The following is an 18,266-nucleotide window of genomic DNA, read 5'->3' on the forward strand; positions in this document are numbered from 1 at the left end:
GCCGCGACGCCCGTTCGGGGACGTCGCGACACAACGCACCCGATGCCGCGTCCGGACTCAACCACTCTGTGGCCCACGCCGCACGTCGGCGTCGCTTCGGGCCTCATCGTCGGCACCGTCGGTGTCGTCGTCGTCATCTTCGGTGTCGGCGCGGTACGGGTCGGCGTCGCCGGCGTGCTCGGCCGTCGAGGCCAGCCGCGCGACCTCGGCGTCGGCCTCGCGGGCCTGCGCCAGCAGCTCGTCCAGGCGCCGAGCGTCGTCGGGCACGGTGTCGGCGACGAAGGTCAGGGTCGGGGTGAAGCGCACCCCGGTCTGCTGCCCGACCCTCGACCGCAGCACACCGGTGGCGCTGGCCAGCGCGGCGGCCGTCGAGGCGTGGTCGGCGTCGTCGCCGAACACGGTGTAGTAGACAGTGGCGTCCCGCAGGTCCGGGGTCACCCGTGCGTCGGTGATCGTCACCATCGCCAGTCTCGGGTCCTTGACCTCGTACTCCAGCCCCGATGCCACGATCTGGGCGATGCGTTTGGCGAGTCTGCGGGCGCGTGCCGTGTCGGCCACGGCGCACCTCCTTCGGGGAATCGAAGCCTCGGGGGAAGAAGCTCCGGGTCAGTCGTCCTGCGGCCCGACCAGGCGGTGGCGGGCCGAGAGGAGCTCGAGCTCGGGGCGCCCGGCGACCGTGCGCTCGCAGGCGTCCAGCACCTCGCGCGCGTGCGCGGCATCGCTGGACACCGTGGCCACCCCGATGAGAGCCCGGCGGTGCAGGTTCTGGTCGCCCGCCTCGGCGACCGCGACCTCGAAGCGGCGTCGCAGCTCGGCCACGACGGGCCGCACGACGGAGCGCTTCTGCTTCAGGGAGCGGACGTCACCGAGCAACACGTCCAGCTCCAGGACAGCGACGTACATGGGCGTTTTCCTCGCTGTGGGGATCGAGTGGTCCCGGGGACCGCCTCAGCGGTCCCCGGGACTCCCACTCAGGCGCGGGGCTTTTCGCGCATCTCGTAGGTCTCGATGATGTCGTCGACCTTGATGTCGCTGTACGACAGGGTCAGACCGCACTCGAAACCGTCGCGGACCTCGGTCGCGTCGTCCTTGAACCGCTTCAGGGACGTGACCGTGAGGTTCTCCGAGATCACGACGTTGTCCCGCAGCAGACGCGCCTTGGCGTTGCGCCGCATGATGCCGTCGGTGACCATGCAACCCGCGATGGTGCCGACCTTGGAGGACTTGAAGACCTCGCGGACCTCCGCCCGGCCGAGCTCGACCTCCTCGTACTCGGGCTTGAGCATGCCCTTGAGGGCCTGCTCGATGTCCTCGATCGCGCGGTAGATGACCGAGTAGTACCGGATCTCCACGCCCTCGCGGTTGGCCACCTCGGCCGCCTTGCCCTCGGCCCGGACGTTGAAGCCCAGGACGATGGTGTTCTCGGCGGTCGCGAGGTTGATGTCGCTCTCGTTGATGCCGCCGACGCCGCGGTGGATGACCCGCAGCTCGACCTCTTCACCGACCTCGATCTTGGTCAGGGACTCCTCGAGCGCCTCGACGGTACCCGAGTTGTCACCCTTGATGATCAGGTTGAGCTGGTTGGTCTCCTTGAGCACCTTGTCCAGGTCCTCGAGGCTGACCCGCTTGCGCTTGGCCGCGTTCTGGGCCTCGCGGATGCGGGCACCCCGCCGGTCGGCGATCTGCCGGGCGACCCGGTCCTCGTCGACCACCAGGAAGGTGTCACCGGCACCCGGCACCGACGTGAAGCCGATGACCTGGACCGGACGGGACGGCAGCGCCTCGGTGACGTCCTCGTCGTGCTCGTTGATCATCCGGCGGACGCGCCCGAAGGCGTTGCCCGCGACCACCGAGTCGCCGACCCGCAGCGTGCCGCGCTGCACGAGCACGGTCGCCACCGGACCGCGGCCGCGGTCGAGGTGCGCCTCGATCGCGACGCCCTGGGCCTCCATCTTCGGGTTGGCCCGCAGGTCCAGCGTGGCGTCCGCGGTCAGCAGGATCGCCTCGAGCAGGGACTCGATGTTGGTGCCCTGCCGCGCCGAGATGTCGACGAACATCGTCTCGCCGCCGTACTCCTCGGCGACCAGGTTGTACTCGGTCAGCTGCTGGCGGACCTTGGCCGGGTTCGCGCCCTCGACGTCGATCTTGTTGACCGCGACCACGATCGGCACCCCGGCGGCCTGGGCGTGGTTGAGCGCCTCCACCGTCTGCGGCATGACGCCGTCGTCGGCGGCCACGACCAGCACCGCGATGTCGGTCGACTTCGCACCGCGGGCACGCATGGCGGTGAACGCCTCGTGACCAGGGGTGTCGATGAAGGTGATCGGCCGCTCGTTGCCCTCCAGCTCGGTCATGACCTGGTAGGCACCGATGTGCTGGGTGATGCCGCCGGCCTCGCCCGCCTGGACGTTGGCCTTGCGGACGGTGTCCAGCAGTCGCGTCTTGCCGTGGTCGACGTGACCCATGACGGTCACCACCGGCGGCCGGGCGCTGAGCTGCTCGTCGGAGGAACCCGGGTCGCCGAAGCTGATGTCGAACGACTCCAGCAGCTCCCGGTCCTCGTCCTCCGGGCTGACCATCTCGACCTTGTAGTTCATCTCGCCGCCGAGCAGCTCGAGGATCTCGTCGGAGACGGACTGGGTCGCGGTGACCATCTCGCCGAGGTGGAACATCGCCTGCACCAGCGAGGCCGGGTTGGCGTTGATCTTCTCGGCGAAGTCGGTCAGCGAGGCGCCGCGGCGCAGGCGAACCGTCTCGCCGTTGCCGCGCGGCAGCCGGACGCCGCCGACCGACGGCGCCTGCATGTTGTCCATGTACTCCTGGCGCTTCTGCCGCTTGGACTTGCGGCCACGACGCGCCGGACCACCCGGGCGGCCGAAGGCACCGGCCGCGCCACCGCGGCCACCGGGACCACCCGGACGGCCACCGCCGCCGGGACGACCGCGGAAACCGCCGCCGCCCGCGGGAGCACCGGTACCAGCACCGGCACCGGCACCGGGGCCGCCGCCACCGCGGAAGCCGCCGCCACCGCCGCCATGCGAGGCGCCGCCACCGACGCCGCCACCGCCGTGGGACGCGCCGCCGCCGGCACCGCCACCGCCGTGGGACGCGCCGCCACCGGCACCGCCACCGCCGTGGGAACCACCGGAGCCGCCACCGGACGAATCCGGTGAGCCCGCACCGGCTCCTGCGCCACCGGAGGAGCCACCGGACGAGGAGGGGCTCGGCGAATCCGAACCGCCAGAGGCGCCGGAACCGTTGGGCGAACTCCCGCCGGAACCGCCACCGGAAGTGCCGCTGTCGCTTGTGGAGTAGTTACCTCCGCCGCTGTCGCTGCGCGGGCTGGGACCGCCGTCGCCACCGCCCGGCGTCGCATGCGAGGCGCCGCCGCCCGAAGACGACGGGGTGGAGTCACCGCCTGAAGAAGTCGGCGTCGAGTCGCCGCCCGAGGCGCGGCCCCCGGAATCGGTGCTGTGGCTGGAAGAACCACCACCCGAGGAACCGGAGTCGGAAGTCGAATGACTGCCACCGCCGGGAGAACCGCCGGACGAACCGCCGGGCGAGCTGTCGGCAGCGCCACTTGAGTCGCCGCCTGCGGACATTGTGGACGGTCCGGTCCCGCCACTGCTGGAAGAAGAACCGCCGTCGCTGGAAGGCGAGCCGCCACCGCTGGACGGGGTGCCGCCACCGGAGCTGGAAGAGGAGGAATCGGAGGAACTGGAGGACGAGTCGGGGGAACCGGAAGATCTGGAGTCGCCGCCGCCGGAGCCGGATCCGCTGTCGGACGCCGAGGCGGAGGCGCCGCCCGAGCCCGAACCAGAGCTACCGGAGCCGGAGTCGGACCCACCGGAACCACCGTCGCCCGAGCCGGAACCAGAGCCTGAACCAGAGCCTGAACCAGAGCCGGAACCAGAGCCACCCGAGCCGGAGTCGGAGCCGCCACCGGACCCGCCGTCACCCGAGCCCGAGCCCGAGCCCGAGCCAGAACCCGAACCCGAACCCGAACCCGAACCCGAACCCGAACCACCGTCGCCCGAGCCGGAGCCCGACTCGCCAGAGCCCGACCCACCGTCGCCAGACCCCGACCCGCCGTCACCGGACCCCGACCCCGACCCACCGGCTCCGCCGGTGTCGACGTCGGGGGTGCGGATGTTGTCGGCGATGTGACCGGCGCCCGCGCCGATGCCGCCCATGCCTGCACCGGTGGCGCCACCGGACATGGCGCCGGTGCCGACCTCGCCCCAGTCGACCTTGCCCTCGGTGATGAGCTGCTCGGCGACGCTGCCCACGGCGCCTTCGGCGGCGCCGGTGGCGCCCTCCTTCAGGGCTTCCTTGCCGATGTTCTTGGCGACGCTCTCGCTCGCCGCGGCCGCGGCGTCGCCCGCGGCGTCACCCGCCGCGTCGCCGGCGGCCCGGCCGGCCGCCGAGCCGGCGTTGCCTGCCGCGCCGCCCGCGGCGTCGCCGACCGCTTCGCTGCCCATGCGGCCCGCGACCTTGCCGACGCCCTCGAAGGCGCCGCCGACCACACCGCCGATGGCGCCGCTGATCGCCGCGTCCTTGAACTTGCCGCCGTCGAAGCCCTTGCGCTCGCCGGAGGCGATCTGGATGCCCTGCACCGCCGTCTCGATCGCCATCGAGGTGGCGACCTCGATCGCGACGTTCTTGGCGATGCTCATGACGAGCTGCTTGAAGATCTGCCACACCGCTGCGCGGGTGATGCCCTGCGCGATCGGGATGCCGGCCGTGGAAGCGCCGAAGGTGCCGAAGGCCGCGGCCACCATGGCCGCGATCTGGATCGCCAGCGCGATCAGCGAGGCGATGATCGTCAGCTTGGTGTGCTCGACCTCGAGCGCGCTGCTGTCGCAGCTCTCGGCGAGCTTGTCGCACGCTTCCTTCAGCTTGGGCAGGGCGGCCTCGCCGCCTTCGCCGATGTCCTTCCACATCTTCTCGAAGGCGTCGGCGGTCTTGCCCTCCATGGCGCTCTTGACCTGCTGGGCGCCGTTGTTGCCCGCGGAGGTGACCCCGTCCAGGCCCTGGCCCGCGGCGCGCCACGCGTCGGCGAGACGGCGCAGCGCGTCCTCGTCACCCTCGGGCCAGGACTGTCCGACCACGATCGGGAACAGCCACTTGACCTCGTCCGGCATTTCGATCGACACGGGTCTTCAGCTCCCCCAGCCGTTACTTCGGGACGTTGGCGAGGTCCTCCGCGGACTTCGCATCGCGCGCTTCGGTGTCGTCTGCTGTCTGGTGCAGGTTCGTCTTGATGTCACCGAGCGCCTTGGCGATCTTCTTGATGCCTTCCTCGACGTCCTTGGACGCCTGGACGTAGGACTTGGCGAACTCCTGGCCTGCCTCGTCGTTGCCCCAGCACTGGCCTTCGGCGTCGAGCCCGCTCTTGAGCGTCTGGTGGACCTTCTCGCAGTCCTCACCGGAGTGGCCGATCTTGGTGCCTCCGGAGCGGATCTCCTCCGGCTGCATGCGCATTGGCTTGCTCACCAGCGACGCCTCCTGTCGTCCATGAACGAGTCGAAGTCATCGTCGTAGTCGTCTTCGGGCGCGGTGCGGACCTGCGGCGGGCTCGCGGGACGCGAAGGCGCGGCCTGCGACGACGACCCGGCGGCGGCGCGCTCCTCGCGTTCGGCCTGCGGGTCGGGAGGGGTGAACAGCGGGCTGCCGTTGAAGAAGTCCTGCAGCATCGGGGCGCCGTCGACGATGCTGGGCAGGTCGGGCGTCTCGGCCAGGCCCGCGAACTCCGAGTGCAGCGCCTGCTGCGCCGTGCCGGTGGCTTCCCGGATCAGGCTCGTGATGGTCCGGGCCAACCGGTCGGGGGTACTGCGCTCGAACGCCTTCGGCGACAGCTCCAGCTTCTGCAGCGTGCCGGAGGCGTCGACGGTCGCGGTGACCATCCCGTCCTCGGAGCTGATCTCGTGGGTCCGGGCCGCGGCCTCGGCCTGTTTCTGCTGGATCTCGGCGGTGCGGCGGCGCAGATCCGACAGCATGCTGTCGATCTGCCCGCGCAGCGCGGCGTTGCGGTTCTCCAGGTCCTGCTGCCTGGCGGCCGGATCCGACCCATCGCGTGCGGACACTGCCTGCACCCCACTTCTCCGCTCGGTCCACGTGCACGCGACACCGCCGTCGAAACAGCATTCGGTGATATTCCGGATACCCTCCGGACATGCCGTCCGACAATGGAATTCGTCGCGTCCTCTGAGAATGACGGTTCCGGTTCCGCGCTGGTGCCCCTAGGGTGCACAAAGACTCCGAACAGCCCTGTTCATTGAGCTGAATGGCGCAATGTCGGCCGGGAATTCGGTTCAGCGATTACGGAACAACGCGTGCCAATGCACTGAGTGTGGTCGCGGGCGGATAAGGGGACCGGGCGACGGCTTCCTGCTCGCCGACCATGCCCTCGCGTACCTCGCGGCAGAGCCGGGCCACCTCGGCGATCTCGGTTCGCTGCCGCCGCACGAAGCCCGGGTCGACCGGATCGCCGTGGCCCGGGACCACCGTCGTCGGTGCGAGCGCCAGCAGTGCGTCCAGAGTGGACGGCCAGTGCCGCGGGAGGGCGTCGCCGAAGTCGGGCGGAGCGCCGTGTTCGACCAGGTCACCGGCGAAGACGACGTCCCCGGCGGCGATCACCAGGTCATGGTCGGTGTGGCCGGGGCCGAGGTGCAGCAGGTGGGCGGTGCGGCCACCCAGGTCGATCTCCGCGGAGTCGGCGACCAGGTGGCCCGGCCCGACGATCGTCGTCTCCGCCAACGCGCAGGCGACGTCCTCACGGTCCTGCTCGCGGTAGTGCGCGCCCCATTCCGCGCGCTGCGACTCACCGGTCCGGTCCAGGTGCCGGGCGCACCGCTCGTGCGCCCACACCGGTGCGGGCAGGAACGCCCCGGTGCCGAAGCAGTGGTCGAAATGGGCGTGGGTGAGCACGATCTGCAACGGCAGCGACGTCACCTGCCGGACCGCTTCGGCCAGCTCTGCGCCCTGCCGGTGGTCGCCGCGGGTGTCGACGACCAGTGCCCGCTCCGAGCCGACGACCAGGCCGACGGTCAGGTCCAGCTCGGCGTACCGGCGCACGAGCACGCCGTCGCCGACCTCCCGCCAGCGGGTCAAGACGCCTCGAAACGGCCGCCCCGCAGCACGGGAGCGGTCATGCTCGTGTCGACCTCGGCGGCGAGGGCGACGTCGTGGGCGAAGCCCCCGTCGCGCAGCTCGCGGCCGGAGACGCACTCGGCCAGCAACGCCTTGATGCGCTGCGACACCGCCTGGTAGCCGGCGGCGACGAACTCGGCCTCCGCGGAGCGCGGACCGGACAGCGCGGCGATGATCGCACCGGCGCCGATGGCGTCCTCCACGGCCGGGCGGTGACCTTCTCCGGCGGCGACGACGCCGATCGGCCCGCCGAGCCTGCCGGCCGCCGCGGCGACCGCCATCGCGTTGCGCAGGCAGCCCGCGAAGACGTTCACCCCGAACTCGGCGGCCTCCGCGCACAGGGTCGCGCCGTTGGGGGAGGGGAGCGCGAGCAGCACCTCGGGGGTGAGCGTGAGCAGGGAGGAGGGGCTCAGAGACCACTCGGTGTCGCTGCGCGGCCTGGCCAGGACCGCCCCGGCCTGGCCCGCGGCGATCCCCGCGCGCTCGTCGTGCCAGCGCAGGGGCAGCACGCGGGCGCCCGTGCTGGTGGCGACGTCGACCGCGGTGCTGAACGACAGCACGTCGACGACGATCAGAGCAGAACAACCGGGAGCGAGCGCTCGCACGCCGTCGCTGCCCCACGCCAACCGCACCTCAGCCCCAGACATGGGCCCCAATCCTAACCAGGGTGGAGCTGGGGTGTCCGGCGTTTGGCAGACTGCCGATGTGCGCGTCTACCTAGGCTCCGATCACGCAGGATTCGAACTCAAGAACCATCTCGTCAAGTGGCTGACCGAGCAGGGTCACGAGGTGACCGACGTCGGCCCGGCGGAATACGACGCCCAGGACGACTACCCGCCGTTCTGCATCGAGACCGCCCGCCGGGTGGTGGCCGACGAGGGCAGCCTCGGGCTGGTCCTCGGTGGCTCCGGCAACGGCGAGCAGATCGCGGCGAACAAGGTGCCCGGCGCCCGCGCCGCGCTGACCTGGAACGTCGACACCGCCAAGCTGGCCCGTCAGCACAACAACGCGCTGCTGGCCGGCATCGGTGCGCGGATGCACACCGTCGAGGAGGTGCAGGCGATCGTCGAGGCGTTCGTCGGCACCGAGTTCGAGGGCGGCAGGCACCAGCGCCGCATCGACCTGCTCACCGACTACGAGCGGACCGGCGAGCCGCCGGCTCTGCCGGGCAACTGACCATGGCGAGGCAGGCCACCGCGCCGCTGACCGTCCTCGCGGGGGTCGGCGGCACGGTGGTCGGCACGCTCCTGCTGCTGTTCGGCCAGAGCGCCCTGCAGCCGTGGCTCATCGGCGGTCCCGGGTCGACGTGCCCGGAGCCCGATTGCGCGCTGGGCGTGGGCGTGTGGCTGATCACCGGGGCGGTTGTGGCAGTGCTGGTCTCGGTGGTGGTGTCCGTGGTGATCGCGGTGCGGCACCGCGAGGCCCCGCCGCGCGTGGGTGTGCTGCGCGGGCTGCGGGTGTGCCTGTGGTTGCTGCTGGCCTACCTGGTCGAGTCCATCGTGCTGTGGGTACTGGTGTAGCGGTGCCCGAAGGCCACACCCTGCACCGCCTGGCACAACTGCACCAGAAGCGCTACGGCGGCGCGGCCGTGCGGGTCGGCAGCCCGCAGGGCAGGTTCGCCGCGAGCGCGGCCCTGCTGGACGGTTCGGTCCTGCGGCGGGCCGAAGCCCACGGCAAGCACCTGTTCCACTTCTACGGCCCGGACCGGGTCGTGCACGTCCACCTCGGGCTCTACGGCACGTTCACCGAGTCCGAGCTGCCGATGGAGGAGCCGCGGGGCCAGGTCCGGATGCGGATCGTCGGCGACACCCACGGCACCGACCTGCGCGGCCCGACCGCGTGCGAACTGCTCACCGACGCGGAGGTGGCGGCGCTGCGCGACCGGCTCGGCCCGGACCCGCTGCGCACCGACGCCGACCCGGACCGCGCGTGGCAGCGGATCTCCCGCTCCCGTACCAGCATCGCTGCGCTGCTGCTCGACCAGAAGGTGCTGGCCGGCGCGGGCAACGTCTACCGCGCGGAGGTGCTGTTCCGGCACGGCATCCCGCCGTACACACCCGGGCGGGACCTCGGCCGCGAGCGGTGGGACCTGGTCTGGAGCGACCTGGTCGAGCTGATGGCCGCCGGGGTGCGCGCGGGGCGCATCGACACCGTGCGACCCGAGCACGAGCCGGAAGCCACCGGCCGTGCGCCGCGGCAGGACCGGCACGGCGGCGAGGTCTACGTCTACCGGCGGGCCGCGCAACCCTGCCTGGTGTGCGGCACGGAGGTGGCCACCGCCGACCTGACCGGGCGCAAGCTCTACTGGTGCCCGTCCTGCCAGGCGCCCTGACACCAGGCACATCCGGACATACGTCGTCAGTCGGAGATCCCGGAGCGAGAAGGCGGCTGAGGTTTCGCGAAGCGCCCAACCAGGCAAGCCACCTCCGAAACACGTCCTAGAAGCCGCCCATGTCGAACCCACCCATGTCGAAGCCACCGCCGTCGAAGGCGCCTCCGTCGGCCGCCCCGTCGGCACCGACGTCCGGAGGGCTCTCGGCGTAGGCGGCGGCCGGCACCCCGGCCATACCGGTGAACATGGCGCTCATCAGCACGAACGATCCGAGGCTCCAGGTGCCCGCGAGCATCGCGGGCTTCCACCACGGCTCGCTGTACCAGCCTTCCGGCACCGGGCGCCCCGCCACCGTGCCGCCCGGGTAGTAGTGCGGGGTGCGGTCGGTCGGCTCCGGCGACGCCACCTGCTGCCGACCGTCGACTTCGACCTCGCGGAACTCGGTGACCCGGCCCGCGCCGCGTTGACCGGACAGGTCGGGCAGCTCCGGCCCCGGGTCCATGTCCATCGCGGTCCGCGCCGCGCGTACGTAGTAGAGCCCCTCGAGCGCGGTCTCGGTCACCAGCTTGCACTGGGTCGTCGAGGCCGCCTGTTCCATCTGCGACCCCGCGGCGTTGTGCCGCTCGGAAGCATCGGCCAGCGCCTGCTTCGCGGCCTCGTTGGTGCCGACCAGGTTGACCACCTGCCCGCTCAGCCGCTCCAGCCAGCGGCGGGCCTCGGCCCGCGCGTCGTCGAGCTCGGCCTGCCTCCGGGCCGCGGCGCGCTGCCGGGACCACCAGACGGCGGCGACGATGACCACGATGCCGATCAGGATGAGAACGATTGCGGTGTCCACGCCTGCCTCCGCTCATGTCGAGCCGGATGACACCGACGGTACCCGCCGGGACGCCACGCGGGGTCAGAAACCTTCCTGGCAGTGCGGGGCGACGTCGGTGGCGAACGCGCGGGAGGCGCGGCGCAGCGCGTCCGGGTCCGCGTCGCCGAGGCGGCCTCCGCGCGCGAGCCCGGCGAAGGTGTTGCCACCGAGGTAGACCGACGCCAGGTCGGTGATGTCCACATCGAGCGCCGCGGCGTCCTCGGTGCGCGAGACCTCGGCGTTGCCGTCGTCGTCGACGCGCAGCCGCCAGCGCCCGGCGTTCCAGGGGCAGAACGCGTCGGTGACCTCCAGGACGGTGTCCAGCGGAGCGGAGTACGTGCGTGCCCGCAGCGCGCGGTCGAGGTCGACCAGGCGCAGCCACAGCCCGTCGACCACCCGGCGGCCCGCGGTGCGCGGGTTGGCCAGCAGGTGCACCACGGGTTCGTCGATGGCGGCCTTGTCCCACCGGACCTCACCGGCGAAGTCGACGTCGAGCAGGTATCGCCACAGCGCGGCGTAGGCCCGGGGCGTGGCGGCGACCAGCTCCTGCACGTGGAGCTTGAAGTCCGGGCCCCGGTCGGTCCAGCCCTTCTCCGGCCGGTAGATCACGTAACCGTCGGGGTGCACGGCGAACCGGGGCTTGCCCTCGCCGGCGTCGCCGGGGCGGTCGGCGGCGACGCGGACCTCCCAGGCGGTGTCGTCCCGCGAGAGCCGGCCCGCGTGGTCGCGCTCGACCGTCGGGTAGAAGCGGTGGACGAACTCCAGCGCGGCCTCCCGGCCCAGCTCGCGCACCGGCCGCGGATCGATGTCCACAGTGGACTTGAACGGGGTCCTGCCGGGGACCGACAGCTTGGTCTCGTAGGTGCCGACCGCATAACCGAAGCGCCCGTAGATGCCGCCTTCCGACGCGTACAGCGCGGCGACCGGTGCGCCGCCGTCCTCGTGCAGCGAGTGCAGCTGCGCGCGCATCAGCCTGGTGAGCACACCGCGCCTGCGGTGCCCGGGCCTCACCCCGACCGCGGTGACCGCGGCCAGCGGCGAGCTCGTCCCGCCGGGCAGCGCGAGCCGCGGCGCCAGCCGGCTCGCCACACCGATCAGCTCGTCGCCGTCGAAGACACCGTGCGAGCGGCCCGCGTCGAGCACGTTGCGGAAGTGCCGCAGCTCGTCGTCGAGCAGGAACGCCGCCCGGAATACGTCGAAGTAGTCGTCGAGTTCGCTGTCCTGGAGCGTGCGCGCGGTGAGATCGGTCATGCCCGGTTCCTACCGGGATGTCCGCGCGGCCGCGACCGCTTTTCGCCTCCTTTGGCCGTTCAGCCGAACGACACGTCGGTGATGACCTCCCACTCGGAGTTCGAGTGGTCGCGGGAGAGCCTCACCAGCGAGAGCGAGCCGACCTTGGCCGTGGTGGGTTCCACGGCGGTCGCGCCGAGCGTGGCGACCGCGAAGATCGCGGGCCCCTCGGTGGTGGAATGCGCGAGGCTGACGTGGCGGTCGGTGTCCTCGGGCTCGGTGGGCACGGCTGCTTCGCCGAGCACGTCGGCCAGCGCCGCGCGCACGTCCGCGCGCAGCTCGTGCAGGCTCGACTGCGGTTCGGCGGGAAGCGCGAGCGACTCGGGCAGCACCACGGCGTGGTGGAAGGCCAGGGTGAGCGGCGAGCTGCCGGCCAGGCGGTCGCCGACGGCGGTCACCATCCGGTCCACGTCGGCGTCGCCGACCTCGTCGGTGAAACCGGCCTCCTGGACCAGGATGTGCATCCACTCCAGCGGGACGAGGTCGAAGCCGGGCAGGTCGCGCAGCGCGTACTGGTACTCGTTGACCAGCCTGCGGAGTCCCGGCTGGTCGGCCAGGCCGAGCAGCCACGCGTAGCTGGTGCGGCCCGAGCTCCAGCCTGGGCGCCACCGGGCGTGGCTGCGGACCTGGTCGGCATGCGGCATTTCGGTCACTCCCCAAATATGCACCGGGGCATGCGGTCGTGGGGCGGCCTTGACCTATCTCACCTCACCCGTTCGGCTCGCCGCTCGCGCGGCTTCCGGGTGGGACGGATCGAGGCTGGCCGCCGCGTCCGAGTCTCGCACGCGGGTGCTCAGCGCCAGCGCCAGCAGTCCGAACACCACCGCCACCAGGAAAGCCCCGTGGAATCCCGCCATCTGGGCGTGCGCCGGGGCTCCGTCGCCACCCGCGTCGGTGAGCACGACCAGTGTCGTGGCGAAGACCGCGGTCCCCAGCGCCGTCGCGACCTGCCTGCTGACGTTGTACATCGAGCTGGCGTGGCCCATCTCGGCCACCGAGACCTGCGCGAACGCGGCCGTCTGTATCGGGGTCATCAGGATGCCGACGGAGATGCCCAGCAGTGCCAGCAGCACCACCACGGCCACCAGCGGAGTGCCGGTGCCGAGCAGTTGCAGGCACAGGTAGACGGGGATCTCCAGGCAGAAGCCGGCCAGCAGCAGCCGCCTCGGCCCGATCCGGCCGTACAGGCGGCTGACGACCTGGGTGGCCAGCAGCATCGCCACCGCCTGCGGCATCAGCACGAGCCCGGCGGTGAAGGGCGAGACGTGCAGCACGTCCTGCAGGTAGAGCGGCAGCAGGAACAGGACGCCGAACAGCGAGGCGACCTGGCACAGCAGGAGCGCGTTTCCGGTGCCGAACAGGCGGTTGCGCAGCAGCCGAAGGTCGAGCATCGGCTCGCCGACGCTGAGCTCCCGCCACGTCAGCCCCGCCAGCAGCAGGACCGCGGCGAGCAGGCTGCCCCACACCGTCGGCACCGACCACCCGGCCTGGGCGCCCTGGTCGAGCCCGTAGAGCAGCGTGGCCAGCCCGGCCCCGGCCAGCACGAACCCGGGAAGGTCGAACCGCCCGGGCCTGCCGCGGCGCTCCTCCTCGAGGAAGAGCACGGTGAACACCAGGGTCAGGGCCCCGACCGGGAGGTTGATGAAGAAGATCCAGCGCCAGCTCGCGTACTCGACCAGCGCACCGCCGAGCATCGGTCCCAGCGCCGGGGCGACGGTGATCGGGATCGCCAGCACCGCGGATGCCTTCGCCCGCTCGTGGGCGGGGAATGCGCGGAAGAGCATCGCCTGGCCGACCGGCACCAGCATCCCGCCGCCGACGCCCTGCAGGACGCGGGAGGCGATCAGCATCCAGATGCTCCCGGCGAAGCCGCACAGGACGGAGGCGGTGGTGAAGATGACCACGGCGAGCAGGAAGGTCCGCTTGCTGCCGAACCGGTCGGCGATCCAGCCGGAGGAGGGGATGAAGACCGCCAGGCTGAGCATGTAGCCGGTGAGCACCCACTGCAGGGTGCTGGCGTCCACCTCGAACTCCCGTCCCAGCGTCGCCAGCGCGACGTTGAGGATGGTGATGTCGAGGATCTGCATCACGAGGCCGAGCACGAACGTGATGCCGACCAGCCACTTGTACTCGAGCCGGAACACCGGCGGTTCCCCCTGCCTTCTCGGTGACCGAACCGCAGCCAGCATGCGCCATCCCCCCGACACCGACAACGTCATTTCCACCAGGGACGAAAAGGTCCTATTAGGACGAAAATCCGCAACAACCGCAGATCACGGCAGGGGCGCATTCCGCCCGCAGTGCGGATGCGAACCAGCCCCAGACGAATTCCACACCGCCTGATCGGTTCCCCTCCACCCCAAGAAGACGCAAGCCCGCAGTGAGCGTGAAGTGAAGTAGTGGTGAGAGGCGAGGGTGAACCGAGCGGAGGGCTGGTCCAAAACCAGGCCGGGAACGCTCAGAAGGCCAGAAGCACCCGAAAGCTGCCACCGCACCGTGGGGGGTCCCGGGGGGTTCGACCCCCCGGTGAAATGCGAAGAGACCCGGTCCGCGCATTCCGCGGACACGGGTCCCCCGTCTCGGAGCGGGCGACGGGAATCGAACCCGCGTAGCCAGTTTGGAAGACTGGGGCTCTACCATTGAGCTACGCCCGCGTGTTCTGTTGGTGGCCCGTTCTGCCGGAGCCTGGACGGGTCCTCCGTCGGAGGATGCCGACCGGTCGCCATCGTAACCGGTCGCTTTCCCGCGACCTTGCGTGCCCCAGCTTAGCGGGTCGCGATAGGCTGCTCGCAACGCACCGGGGTGACCTGGTGGCGTTGCTGTTCAGACGGGGTGTGGCGCAGCTTGGTAGCGCACTCGCTTTGGGTGCGAGGGGCCGTGGGTTCAAATCCCGCCACCCCGACGATCGGGCGACGGTCGTTCGCGTTCGGCGCGAACCCGTCGCCCGTTGTCTTCTTCGCCGTGAATCGGCCCCCTGTCCGGTTGTCACTGATCGTGATGCGAGTCGCGATCTTCGCGACGGCCGGTAACGGCCGGGGCGAAAGTTCCGATTCCGTTGGCGTGCGCGATGCCATTCGGGTTCCGATGCGTGTTCACCTCCCCGCCGTGGTGGTGTGCGCTGTGCTGGGTGCCGTGGCGGTGGTCCTGGTGGGGGTTTCGGTGCTGGTGCAGGGGCCGTCCCCGGCGATCACGCCGCCCACCGAGGGGATCATCACGGCCGTGACCCCGACCGAGCTCAGTTCGGCCGCCGGTCCGGCGCTGGTGAGTCACTGACGCCGGCCGGTGCGTCGCTGATCTCCACCGCCGCCAGCGTGGTGGGGCGCACGGCGGCCTTGCCGCAGCTGTTCGGTCGCGGCGGATCGAGTTCGCGCTCGTGGACGGTGACAGTCCACATCCGGCCATCCTGGTGCGTGACGCGCACCTGGTCCCCGCCGGCGGGCTCCACCCGCAGCGCGTCGATCAGGTGCTCGCCGATGTGGTCGCGGACCGCGAGCTCGGCGACCTGGCCGGCCCTGGTCCACGTGGACCGGCCCCGGCAGCGCTCCAGCGCGACCTTGCCCGAGGCGGCGGCCGCGAGCGCGGCGTCGGCTTCGTGCGGGCCGAGCCTGCCGTAGGTGTAGCCGCTGGGCAGCAGGACCGCCGCGGGGGCGAACCGGTGGCCGCCGGTGTGGGTGGTCTCCCAGACGGCGTCGTCGTGGCGGCCCCGCAGGCCGGCGACGAGCTCGCGCCCGAGTACCGCGCAGCAGCGGTCGCGGCGGCCGTTTGTGCAGACCAGCAGCAGCGGCTCGGCGACCTCGCGTCCCCAGCCGTCGTGGCGGCCCGCCGCGATCGCCGCGAAGTCCAGGTCGAGCAGTTCGGCCGGGTCGGCCAGGTCGGCTGCCCGCAGCCAGGACCCCGTCGGGCTGGTGTGGGCGAGGTAGGCGCGACGCGGTCCGCCCGGCGGCTCGTCGGCGTGCCTGCCGGGGCGGCGGATGAGCTGCACCCGCACTTCGGCCGGGCCCGCGGCGGCGTCCAGCGCCCGCCCGACGGCCGGGTCCAGGTGGCTCTGCAGCAGGGCGTTGTGTCCCCACGGGCCGCGCTGTTCCAGGCACAACCAGCTACCCGCCACGGCGGCCGTGCCGGGCAGCGGCTCGTTGAGCGATTCGGACAGGGTGGCGCAGCTCGCGTCGCCGGCTGGAGTGTCTGGCACGCCTCCACTGAAGCACGCCGCGAGGTCGCCCGACGGGTGGCACCGTCGCCCGGCAGAGGTGGTAAGCAACCCCGAACCGGGTACCCGAGCTGCAAGCAATAGACTCGGAGGTCAGCCCGGCGTCGACGGATGCGGCCCAGGGCCGCTCCCGCAGGCACCGCCGGGGTACGAAGCACGTTCGCACTAGGAGACCACGTGAAGAGCACCGTCGAGCACCTGAGCCCGACGCGCGTACGGATCAACGTCGAGGTGCCGTTCGACGAGCTCAAGCCGAACTTCGACCGCGCGTACAAGGCACTGGCCAAGCAGGTCCGCATCCCCGGCTTCCGGCCGGGCAAGGTGCCCGCCAGGGTGCTGGAGAGCCGGATCGGTCGTGGACCCGTGCTCGACGAGGTCGTCAACGAGTCGGTCCCGGCCAAGTACCTCGAAGCCGTCAACAGCAGCGAGGTGCGCACTCTCGGTCGCCCCGACATCGAGGTGACCAAGATCGAGGACGGCGACGTCATCGAGTTCAAGGCCGAGGTCGACGTCCGTCCCGAGATCACCGTGCCCGCCTTCGGCGAGCTGAAGGTGTCGGTCGACGACGTCGAGGTGACCGAGGAAGAGGTCAACGAGCAGCTCGACGAGCTGCGCGCCCGCTTCGGCACCCTGGCAGGCGTCGAGCGGCCCGCCCAGCAGGGCGACTTCGTCAGCATCGACCTGTCGGCCACCGTCGACGGCCAGGAGGTCGAGGAGGCCCAGACCAGCGGCCTGTCCTACGAGATCGGTTCCGGCCAGCTCATCGAGGGCATCGACGACGCGCTGATCGGCGCGAGCGAGGGCGAGACCAAGGCGTTCACCACCAACCTGGTGGCCGGCGAGCACGCGGGCAAGGACGCCGAGGTCACCGTCAAGCTGAACTCGGTCAAGGAACGGCACCTGCCCGAGGTCGACGACGAGTTCGCCCAGATGGCCAGCGAGTTCGACACCGTCGACGAGCTGCTGTCGGACCTGCGGGAGCGGCTGGGCCGGGTCAAGCGGATGCAGCAGGGCATGCAGGCCAGGGACAAGGTCCTGGAGGCGCTGCTGGAGACCGTCGAGGTCCCGCTGCCGGAGAAGGTCGTCGAGTCCGAGATCGACGTGCGCAAGCACGACGCGATCCACCCGTTCGACCACGACGAGGACCGCTTCGGTGAGTGGCTGGAGCAGCAGGGCCAGACCCGCGAGCAGTTCGAGGCCGAGACCCGCGAGGAGGCGGAGAAGGCGGTGCGGACCCAGCTGGTGCTGGACACCATCGCCGACGCCGAGGACGTGTCGGTCTCCGACAACGAGCTGACCGAGCGGATCATCTACCAGGCGCAGCGGTTCGGCGTGAGCCCCGACCAGTACGTCCAGCAGGCCCAGCAGTCCGGCCAGCTCGGCGCGATCTACGCCGACGTCCGGCGCAGCAAGGCGCTGTTCTCGGTGGTGCGGCAGGCCACCGTGACCGACGAGGAGGGCAACGAGCTCGACCTCGACGAGCTGTTCGGCACGCAGGCCGAGGAGCAGGACGAGCAGGCCGAGGCCACCGACGAGCAGTCGGCGAAGGCGGACGCCAAGGCGGAGTGACCGCGGTCTCGAAAACTTCAATAGGCATGCTCTGAGCGAACGTGGGCGGTACTGGGAAGCTGGTGCCGCCCACTTTCGTTAGGGTCTGTCGTAGCGGATCACCCGAAGGGGAATCGCGACATCGCAGGGGTCGCAGTGGTCCACAGTGGAGGTCCCCCCTCCACCGCGGACCAGGTGCCCCCGTGGAAGAGGCCCACAGTGGGAGAAGGCAGGGGAGACGTGACGCAGCACCAGACTGTTCCGGCGTCCGGCGCTGGATCGCCGCAGATGCGGACGACGACGAACGGGCTCTCGCTCAACGACTCGGTGTACGAGCGGTTGCTGCGGGAACGCATCATCGTCCTCGGTTCCCAGGTCGAGGACTCGATCGCCAACCAGATCTGCTCTCAGCTGATCTTGCTGGCCGCCGAGGACCCGGAACGCGACATTTCGTTGTACATCAACTCGCCGGGTGGCTCGGTGCCGGCGGGCATGGCGATCTACGACACCATGCAGCTCATCCAGCCGGACGTGGCGACCGTTGCGATGGGCTTCGCCGCTTCGATGGGGCAGTTCCTGCTGTCGGCGGGCGCCCGGGGCAAGCGCTTCGCGCTGCCGCACGCGCGGATCATGATGCACCAGCCGTCGGCGGGCATCGGTGGTACCGCTTCCGACATCGCCATCCAGGCCGAGGTCTTCGCCAAGAACAAGCGGGAGATGGCGGAGCTGATCGCCGAGCAGACCGGTCAGCCGATCGAGAAGATCGAGGCCGACTCCGACCGGGACAAGTGGTTCACCGCGGAGGAGGCCCGCGACTACGGCTTCGTCGACCACATCGCCACCGCCGCCAACCTGCCGCGCGGCTGACCGAGACGAGGAGT

18 protein-coding genes and 2 tRNA genes are annotated in these 18,266 nt (G+C 71.1%); 7 read left to right on the plus strand and 13 right to left on the minus strand.

The features are described 5' to 3' along the window. Positions 1-57: 57 nt before the first annotated feature. From rbfA to HUO13_RS09110, 7 genes are all read right to left on the minus strand, one after another. Positions 58-558 carry a 30S ribosome-binding factor RbfA gene (rbfA, locus tag HUO13_RS09080; RefSeq protein WP_211900978.1) on the minus strand — a complete coding sequence of 167 codons (501 nt, stop codon included), beginning with the start codon at positions 556-558 and terminating at the stop codon, positions 58-60. Between the two features lie 48 nt (positions 559-606). Continuing rightward, on the minus strand, positions 607-903 hold the full coding sequence (locus tag HUO13_RS09085) for a DUF503 domain-containing protein (protein ID WP_211900979.1): 297 nt from the start codon (positions 901-903) through the stop codon (positions 607-609). Positions 904-971: 68 nt separating this feature from the next. Further along, positions 972-5,156, minus strand: coding sequence for a translation initiation factor IF-2 (gene infB / locus HUO13_RS38325; RefSeq protein ID WP_432757828.1), 4,185 nt, complete (start codon positions 5,154-5,156; stop codon positions 972-974). Positions 5,157-5,178: 22 nt separating this feature from the next. Next, the gene (locus HUO13_RS09095; RefSeq protein WP_249124560.1) at positions 5,179-5,496 is read right to left on the minus strand and encodes a WXG100 family type VII secretion target; all 318 of its coding nucleotides are present in this window, start codon (positions 5,494-5,496) and stop codon (positions 5,179-5,181) included. Then, positions 5,493-6,086 (minus strand): YbaB/EbfC family nucleoid-associated protein, encoded by a 594-nt coding sequence (locus tag HUO13_RS09100; RefSeq protein WP_211900980.1) that lies wholly within the window; start codon positions 6,084-6,086, stop codon positions 5,493-5,495. Before HUO13_RS09100 ends, HUO13_RS09095 begins: the two co-directional genes overlap by 4 nt. Positions 6,087-6,321: 235 nt before the next feature. After that, positions 6,322-7,113 (minus strand): MBL fold metallo-hydrolase, encoded by a 792-nt coding sequence (locus tag HUO13_RS09105; RefSeq protein WP_211900981.1) that lies wholly within the window; start codon positions 7,111-7,113, stop codon positions 6,322-6,324. After that, entirely contained in the window at positions 7,110-7,799 is a 690-nt protein-coding gene (locus HUO13_RS09110; protein WP_211900982.1) for a 2-phosphosulfolactate phosphatase, read from the minus strand. Before HUO13_RS09110 ends, HUO13_RS09105 begins: the two co-directional genes overlap by 4 nt. A 58-nt stretch (positions 7,800-7,857) precedes the next feature. On the opposite strand from HUO13_RS09110, the gene HUO13_RS09115 reads away from it, so the two are divergent. The 3 genes from HUO13_RS09115 to HUO13_RS09125 are packed head-to-tail and all read left to right on the plus strand — an operon-like array spanning position 7,858 to position 9,484. Continuing rightward, complete coding sequence (locus tag HUO13_RS09115; protein WP_211900983.1) at positions 7,858-8,328, plus strand: ribose-5-phosphate isomerase; 471 nt, start codon at positions 7,858-7,860, stop codon at positions 8,326-8,328. Positions 8,329-8,330: 2 nt separating this feature from the next. Next, the gene (locus HUO13_RS09120) at positions 8,331-8,672 is read left to right on the plus strand and encodes a hypothetical protein (protein ID WP_211900984.1); all 342 of its coding nucleotides are present in this window, start codon (positions 8,331-8,333) and stop codon (positions 8,670-8,672) included. A gap of 2 nt (positions 8,673-8,674) precedes the next feature. Then, positions 8,675-9,484 (plus strand): Fpg/Nei family DNA glycosylase, encoded by an 810-nt coding sequence (locus HUO13_RS09125; protein ID WP_211900985.1) that lies wholly within the window; start codon positions 8,675-8,677, stop codon positions 9,482-9,484. Positions 9,485-9,590: 106 nt separating this feature from the next. Here HUO13_RS09125 and HUO13_RS09130 read toward each other — a convergent pair whose 3' ends face one another. The 5 genes from HUO13_RS09130 to HUO13_RS09150 all read right to left on the minus strand — a co-directional run bounded on the left by HUO13_RS09130 (position 9,591) and on the right by HUO13_RS09150 (position 14,284). Then, positions 9,591-10,319 carry a hypothetical protein gene (locus tag HUO13_RS09130; protein WP_211900986.1) on the minus strand — a complete coding sequence of 243 codons (729 nt, stop codon included), beginning with the start codon at positions 10,317-10,319 and terminating at the stop codon, positions 9,591-9,593. A 63-nt stretch (positions 10,320-10,382) separates the two neighbouring features. Next, positions 10,383-11,591 carry a GNAT family N-acetyltransferase gene (locus HUO13_RS09135; protein ID WP_211900987.1) on the minus strand — a complete coding sequence of 403 codons (1,209 nt, stop codon included), beginning with the start codon at positions 11,589-11,591 and terminating at the stop codon, positions 10,383-10,385. Positions 11,592-11,650: 59 nt separating this feature from the next. Then, positions 11,651-12,274, minus strand: coding sequence for a 2'-5' RNA ligase family protein (locus HUO13_RS09140; protein WP_211900988.1), 624 nt, complete (start codon positions 12,272-12,274; stop codon positions 11,651-11,653). Positions 12,275-12,328: 54 nt separating this feature from the next. Then, on the minus strand, positions 12,329-13,774 hold the full coding sequence (locus HUO13_RS09145) for an MDR family MFS transporter (RefSeq protein WP_211900989.1): 1,446 nt from the start codon (positions 13,772-13,774) through the stop codon (positions 12,329-12,331). A gap of 439 nt (positions 13,775-14,213) precedes the next feature. After that, positions 14,214-14,284 (minus strand) — tRNA-Gly (locus HUO13_RS09150). Between the two features lie 174 nt (positions 14,285-14,458). On the opposite strand from HUO13_RS09150, the gene HUO13_RS09155 reads away from it, so the two are divergent. Both HUO13_RS09155 and HUO13_RS09160 read left to right on the plus strand, forming a co-directional pair. Then, positions 14,459-14,532, plus strand: a tRNA-Pro gene (locus HUO13_RS09155). A gap of 80 nt (positions 14,533-14,612) precedes the next feature. After that, on the plus strand, positions 14,613-14,903 hold the full coding sequence (locus tag HUO13_RS09160; RefSeq protein WP_211900990.1) for a hypothetical protein: 291 nt from the start codon (positions 14,613-14,615) through the stop codon (positions 14,901-14,903). On the opposite strand, the gene HUO13_RS09165 is transcribed toward HUO13_RS09160, so the two are convergent. Then, positions 14,866-15,819 (minus strand): sucrase ferredoxin, encoded by a 954-nt coding sequence (locus HUO13_RS09165; RefSeq protein WP_211900991.1) that lies wholly within the window; start codon positions 15,817-15,819, stop codon positions 14,866-14,868. The genes HUO13_RS09160 and HUO13_RS09165 overlap by 38 nt on opposite strands. A 195-nt stretch (positions 15,820-16,014) precedes the next feature. On the opposite strand from HUO13_RS09165, the gene tig reads away from it, so the two are divergent. Together tig and HUO13_RS09175 are read left to right on the plus strand one after the other, a co-directional pair. Then, on the plus strand, positions 16,015-17,406 hold the full coding sequence (tig, locus tag HUO13_RS09170) for a trigger factor (protein WP_211900992.1): 1,392 nt from the start codon (positions 16,015-16,017) through the stop codon (positions 17,404-17,406). 267 nt (positions 17,407-17,673) lie between these two features. Next, entirely contained in the window at positions 17,674-18,252 is a 579-nt protein-coding gene (locus HUO13_RS09175) for an ATP-dependent Clp protease proteolytic subunit (RefSeq protein WP_009950202.1), read from the plus strand. Positions 18,253-18,266: the final 14 nt, after the last annotated feature.

This window comes from Saccharopolyspora erythraea, assembly GCF_018141105.1.
In the GTDB taxonomy this organism is placed as follows: Bacteria; Actinomycetota; Actinomycetes; order Mycobacteriales; family Pseudonocardiaceae; genus Saccharopolyspora_D; species Saccharopolyspora_D erythraea_A.

What these genes read in the sequence shown, in the direction of transcription:
- HUO13_RS09085 (WP_211900979.1), bottom strand. Translation starts at nt 903, where the DNA reads ATGTACGTCGCTGTCCTGGAGCTGGACGTGTTGCTCGGTGACGTCCGC.
- HUO13_RS09110 (WP_211900982.1), bottom strand. Translation starts at nt 7,799, where the DNA reads ATGTCTGGGGCTGAGGTGCGGTTGGCGTGGGGCAGCGACGGCGTGCGA.
- HUO13_RS09120 (WP_211900984.1), top strand. Translation starts at nt 8,331, where the DNA reads ATGGCGAGGCAGGCCACCGCGCCGCTGACCGTCCTCGCGGGGGTCGGC.
- HUO13_RS09135 (WP_211900987.1), bottom strand. Translation starts at nt 11,591, where the DNA reads ATGACCGATCTCACCGCGCGCACGCTCCAGGACAGCGAACTCGACGAC.
- HUO13_RS09140 (WP_211900988.1), bottom strand. Translation starts at nt 12,274, where the DNA reads ATGCCGCATGCCGACCAGGTCCGCAGCCACGCCCGGTGGCGCCCAGGC.
- HUO13_RS09175 (WP_009950202.1), top strand. Translation starts at nt 17,674, where the DNA reads ATGCGGACGACGACGAACGGGCTCTCGCTCAACGACTCGGTGTACGAG.